The organism is Streptomyces sporangiiformans, assembly GCF_005768555.2.
GTDB lineage: Bacteria > Actinomycetota > Actinomycetes > Streptomycetales > Streptomycetaceae > Streptomyces > Streptomyces sporangiiformans.
The window spans coordinates 1-3,024 of sequence record NZ_VCHX02000006.1 but is presented as its reverse complement, the minus strand read 5'-3'; the positions used below and the strand labels follow the sequence as shown (position 1 = coordinate 3,024).

The following is a 3,024-nucleotide window of genomic DNA, read 5'->3' as shown; positions in this document are numbered from 1 at the left end:
GGTGACGTTCTGCGAGATCTTCCCGCCGGACGACTTCCCGCTGTACTTCTACCGGCTGCCGAAGGCCCCTGACCTGGACATCAGCGCCGGCGAGCTGGATCTGGCCGCGGTGCGCGAGGCCCGCGTCTTCTGGGTCACCGGGACCGGGCTGAGCGAGGAACCGAGCCGCTCGGCCACCCTCGCAGCGCTCGCCCACCGGGCGAAGGCGGGGACGACGGTCTTCGACCTGGACTGGCGGCCGATGTTCTGGACCGACCCGTCCGAGGCGCGCGCGTACTACGCCGAGGCCCTGCGCCACACCACCGTCGCGGTCNTGGACCGACCCGTCCGAGGCGCGCGCGTACTACGCCGAGGCCCTGCGCCACACCACCGTCGCGGTCGGCAACGTCGAGGAGTGCGAGGTCGCCACCGGTGAGCGCGATCCCTATGCGGCGGCGAAGGCGCTGCTCGCGGCCGGGGTGGAGCTGGCGGTGGTGAAACAGGGACCGAAGGGTGTGCTGGCTGTCGCTCGTGACGGTTCGGCCGCTGAGATCGCGCCGGTTCCGGTGGAGGTCGTCAACGGCCTGGGCGCCGGTGACGCCTTCGGCGGGGCACTGTGCCACGGTCTGCTGGCCGGCTGGGACACCCGCCGCACGGTCGCCTTCGCCAACGCCGCCGGCGCCATCGTCGCGGGCCGCCTGGCCTGCTCCGACGCCATGCCGACCCAGGCCGAGATCGACACGAAACTCCGGGAAGCATCCCTCGCCTCCACCGATCGAAAGGCATGACGACGTGCTGTCTGACAATGTGAGCCGGATCGTGGAGGCCCGGGTCAACGACCCCGGCGCCATCGCGGCGGCGGCCGCGCGGCGTGTGAAGGCCACCTCGCTGTTCGGCGAGCACGGCAAGACGATGATCATCGCCGCGGACCATCCCGCGCGTGGCGCCAACGGCGTCGGCGGCGACCCGACCGCCATGGCCGACCGCTTCGAACTCCTGGACCGGCTGTGCCTGGCCCTGGAGCGGCCCGGCGTGACCGGCGTACTCGGCACCGCGGACATCCTCGAAGATCTGCTGCTGCTCGGTGTCCTGGACGGCAAGAGCGTCTTCGGTTCCATGAACCGCGCCGGACTCGCCGGCTCGATCTTCGAGATCGACGACCGCTTCACCGGCTACGACGCCGAGACGCTCGCCGCGATGGGCTTCGACGGCGGCAAGATGCTCACCCGCATCGCCCTCCAGGACACCGCGACCCCGTCCGTGCTGGAGAACACCGCCCGCGCCGTCGATGAGCTGAATGACCGCCGGCTCATCGCGATGGTCGAGCCGTTCCTCTCCGCCTGGCAGGACGGGAAGATCCGCAACGACCTCTCCCCCGACGCCGTCATCAAGTCGATCACCATCGCCTCGGGGCTGGGCCGGCGCACCGCTTATACGTGGCTGAAGTTGCCGGTCGTCGATGACATGGAGCGTGTGCTTGCCTCCTCCACGCTGCCGGCGCTGCTGCTGGGCGGCGAGGTCACCGACCCCGACGCGGCCTTCGCCTCCTGGGGCAAGGCCCTCAAACAGCCCACCGCGCAGGGCCTGGTCGTGGGCCGCTCCCTGCTCTACCCCGCAGGCGGCGACGTCGCCGGCGCCGTGGACCGGGCGGTGAGCCTGCTGTGAGCGACACCAGCAAATACCACCTGCCTAAGGGGACTTCGGCCGACGGCCCGTACGACCTCGTCGTCACCCCGGAGTCGGCGGGCTGGGGCTACTCCGGGCTCAGGATCCTGACCCTGGCTCCGGGCCAGGCGCACCCGCTGAGCACCGGAGAGTCCGAGTTCCTGGTCCTGCCCTTGGAGGGCGGCTGCACCGTCACCGTCGACGGGCAGACCTTCGAACTCGACGGCCGAACAGGCGTGTTCGCCTCCGCCACCGACTTCGCGTATGTGCCGCGCGAGTCGGAGGCCCTGATCAGCAGCGCGCACGGCGGGACGTACGCGCTGCCCTCCGCCCGTACCGAGCGGAGCTCACTCTCCGCCCGGTACGGGCACAAGGAGGACGTGCCTGTCGAGCTGCGCGGCGCCGGGTCCTGCTCTCGCCAGGTCAACAACTACTGCCTGCCGGGCACGTTCGAGGCCGAGCAGCTGCTGGTGTGTGAGGTGCTCACCCCGGGCGGCAACTGGTCCTCCTACCCGCCCCACAAACACGACAAGGCACGTCCCGGGGCGGAGTCCGAGTTGGAGGAGATCTACTACTTCCAGGTCGCGGGGGAGGGCGGCTTCGCCTACCAGCGGGTGTATGGCACCCCGGAGCGGCCGATCGACGTGCTCGCCGAGGTCCGCTCCGGTGACACCGTCCTGATCCCGCACGGCTGGCACGGCCCCTCCATCGCCGCACCCGGCTACGACCTGTACTACCTCAACGTCATGGCCGGTCCGGGGCAGGACCGTGCCTGGCTGATCTGCGACGACCCCGCGCACGGGTGGGTCCGCGGGACCTGGGAGTCCCAGGACGTCGACGACCGGCTTCCCTTCGAAGGGCTCAACGAACAATGAAGACCGTCCGACTCACTACCGCCCAGGCCCTCGTCCGTTTCCTGGCCCACCAGTACAGCGAGCGCGACGGCCAGGAGCAGCGGCTGATTCCCGGGGTGTGGGGGATTTTCGGGCACGGCAACGTGGCCGGGATCGGGCAGGCGCTGCTGCAGGCCGCGGTCACTGATGAGGCCGATCTGCCGTACTACCTGGCCCGTAATGAGCAGGGCATGGTGCATGCGTCGGTGGCGTTCGCGAAGATGCGCGACCGGCTGGCGACCTTCGCCTGTACGGCCTCCACCGGCCCCGGCTCCACCAACATGATCACCGGTGCGGCGCTGGCCACCACCAACCGCATCCCTGTCCTGCTGCTGCCCTCCGACATGTTCGCCACCCGCGCCGCCGACCCGGTCCTGCAGCAGCTGGAGGACACCCGCGGCGGGGACGTCACCGTCAACGACGCCTTCCGCGCGGTCTCGAAGTACTTCGACCGCATCTGCCGGCCCGAGCAGCTGATCCCGGCCGC

Annotated in this window: 4 protein-coding genes and 1 pseudogene; all 5 read left to right on the top strand. The window is 70.5% G+C overall.

From position 1 onward, the window contains the following. Window positions 1-313, top strand: a pseudogene (locus tag FGD71_RS48180) (5-dehydro-2-deoxygluconokinase); the annotation flags it as partial. A 1-nt stretch (window position 314) separates the two neighbouring features. Further along, on the top strand, window positions 315-767 hold a 453-nt coding region (locus FGD71_RS48175; protein WP_244951178.1), incomplete at its 5' end, for a PfkB family carbohydrate kinase. A gap of 4 nt (window positions 768-771) precedes the next feature. Next, window positions 772-1,644, top strand: coding sequence for a Cgl0159 family (beta/alpha)8-fold protein (locus FGD71_RS00200; protein WP_119098307.1), 873 nt, complete (start codon window positions 772-774; stop codon window positions 1,642-1,644). Continuing rightward, window positions 1,641-2,519 carry a 5-deoxy-glucuronate isomerase gene (gene iolB / locus FGD71_RS00195; RefSeq protein WP_119098306.1) on the top strand — a complete coding sequence of 293 codons (879 nt, stop codon included), beginning with the start codon at window positions 1,641-1,643 and terminating at the stop codon, window positions 2,517-2,519. The genes FGD71_RS00200 and iolB overlap by 4 nt, the downstream gene beginning before the upstream one ends. Then, window positions 2,516-3,024: thiamine pyrophosphate-binding protein (locus FGD71_RS00190; protein ID WP_244951177.1), on the top strand; the 509-nt coding region annotated here is incomplete at its 3' end. The genes iolB and FGD71_RS00190, both read left to right, overlap by 4 nt.